Origin of the sequence: Flavobacterium undicola (genome assembly GCF_009909155.2) — a bacterium.
In the GTDB taxonomy this organism is placed as follows: domain Bacteria; phylum Bacteroidota; class Bacteroidia; order Flavobacteriales; family Flavobacteriaceae; genus Flavobacterium; species Flavobacterium undicola.
In genome coordinates this window covers 1-2,694 of sequence record NZ_JAAAPM020000065.1, presented here as the reverse complement: position 1 = coordinate 2,694, position 2,694 = coordinate 1, and the positions used below count along the sequence as shown (strand labels likewise).

At 36.1% G+C, this 2,694-nt stretch carries 1 protein-coding gene; it reads left to right on the top strand.

Translation table 11 applies throughout. The features are described from left to right. Positions 1-2,386 (top strand): hypothetical protein (locus GTZ96_RS18055; RefSeq protein WP_161645284.1); only part of this gene is annotated, 2,386 nt, incomplete at its 5' end. Positions 2,387-2,694 lie beyond the last annotated feature (308 nt).

Sequence of the window (2,694 nt, the reverse complement as noted above, 5' to 3'; positions counted from 1 at the left end):
TTCCCTACGGACAAAAATAGCACGTTATACTGCAGCAAATCCTGGAGATGTACTGTACATTGCTACAGACAAAAGTATTTATCTACCTACAGAAACGATTTGGTTTGCAGGTTACTTAATAGAAATGACCCAAAAGATTGATACGCTAAGCCCCAACTTATTGTCAGTAGCCCTGCAAAGGAACGATACCACAGCTGTATCCCTACAGAAAAACTACTTGATAAATAACGGTTTTTGCCCTGGTAGCCTAACTTTGCCCGATACTTTAACTCCCGGTAATTATATACTCACGGGCTGCACCAATGTAGTTAATAAGCAAGGGAAACCCATTCACGTTTTCCGTAAAGAAATAACCATTAAAACCGGAACGTCACCCTCTATATTGATTGATTTTAAAATTCGAGATAAAACCGTTATGGATTCTATTTTTATAGATGCTAAAGTGTATTTTCCTCCGAATACATCAGTATCTGACAGAAGTAAAAGTTACATCAGCTATAACTTGCAAAATAGTGGTTCTAAAAAGATAAAAATTGGCACCACTGAACAAGTGTCTATTGCATTATCCATTTCAGAAGTAGAAACCTCTAATCATATACTTTATACTACCACAACTATTGGTAAGCGTAATCAACATTTTAACGTCAAACTACCAATTATAAGACAACCCAAATTTGACATTCGTTTTTATCCTGAGGGAGGAGATTTGGTTGCAGGGCTACAGAGTAAAGTTGTTTGGGAGTCACGACTAACTAATGGAGGGACTGTCCAAATAAAGGCATTACTGTTAGAAAATGAAAAGCCAATAGATACGATAGAAACTGATAAACATGGCTTGGGCCGGTTTAATATCTTACCAAAAAACGGAAGTGAATATACGTTGAAGGTTATGGATAATAAAGCATTAGTAGCACCAAATGTATACCCATTACCAAAGCCATCACCAACAGGTATTGTGCTGGAAATACCCACAGCTGTAGTGGGGGATACCTTATCCATTCGTGTTGGTACACAACAGGACAAACAAATTAGTCTTGCTATTACTAACGCCTACACTAAAGAAACAAAGATAGCTCCACCCATTGCGGTAAAAGGGGAAAAACGCATGAATCTATTACTTAATGATGTAAGCAAAGGCTTGAATACGTTAACGCTTTTGGATGATGACGGTCAGCCCTTGGCAGAACGCCAATTCTTTGCACACTACAAGAACAACAATAAGGCAGTAATAACTATAGAAAAAGATTCTTATAATGTTAGAGAAAAAGTATCAGCAAAACTAAGAATAACAGATGCTGGTGGTCAGCCTCTAGGAGGAATATTTACGGTGTCTTGCGTGCAGAATAGTAGGTTAGATACGATTCGAAAAAACGACATTGTCTCTCATTTCTATACAATTCCATTGATGAGCCAAGATACCAACGAGAATAGCAACATTACTGAGCTATATCATAACCAGAAATACTTAGAAAACATGCTGTTTCTCAAGGGCGGGCAACGCTCTCTTTGGCAGCAGTTTACTTTCCCTAATTCTGCAGATGTTATTCCTAAACTAGAGAGATTGAAACTAAAAGGACAAATAGAATACAAGGACAAAAGCAAAATAAAAAAACCTTTCACATTACTGATTAGGCAGGATAGTCTGTGGAATTTTATTCCAACGGATAAAGCAGGAATTTTCTTGGCTGATCCTAAGAGTATAGTTATTGCGGAGAACGGGTATCTAGAGGCAAAAGTGATGGAAGGAAATCGTACTATTGACTATACTACTATGCGTATAGATGACCCTATGCAAAAGCTGATGCAGTCTATCAAAATGACAACCGATGATACACAATTACAAAACACGAGCTCACAAAGTAGTAAAAAAAACTTACTAGATATAGGTAATGACAAATCTCAAATACAGCTTAAAGAAGTAGTTGTAAAAGGAACAAGGAAAAACAAACCGTACTCCTATGGGGCTAATAAATGCGGAGACTATGTTTGTTCAAGCGGTTATTTGAACTGCCCTGTTCACTCTGCTTATTCCCCTGACAATAAACCGCCACCAGTTAAAGGAAAAACGTACATGTTTCAGATATCTTGGTATAATATAATAAATAGAGTATATCAAGGTTGTCTTTGGGAAGGAGATAAGCTAGGCGTATATACTACTAGAGAATTTTATGGTATGGATGAGAGCAAGCTCAAAGATACCTTTGAAAAATATTATATGTCCACTATTTTTTGGAAGCCTTTTATAACGGCAGTCAAAAATAAAGAAACGAGTATCGATTTTTATACCAGTGATCAAGCCGGTACCTACAAAATAAAGATAGAAGGCATCGCAGAAAATGGTGATTTCGTATATGAAGAAAAAACTATTACAATAAATAAAGAATAAAGTGAACAGGGGATAATACAAATAACAAAAATTGTTTATCCTGCTAGGCAGAAGACAACAACAAAGACCTTTCTTCGAAAACGTTTGGGAGAGGTTAAGAAAAATGAAATAGTAGAAGTACTCAACTTTAAGTTGGTTATTTCGTAATTAAAGTAATTAAAAAAAAATCATGAAAAAAATAAAATTAAATTTAATCAAGGTAGATGAGATTCTATCTCGAGATCAGTTGAAGCTTGTGGTTGGTAGTGGTGGTAGTTTTGGACAGTCATGTACAAGTGATTTTGATTGTTGGAATAGTTCAGGCGGAA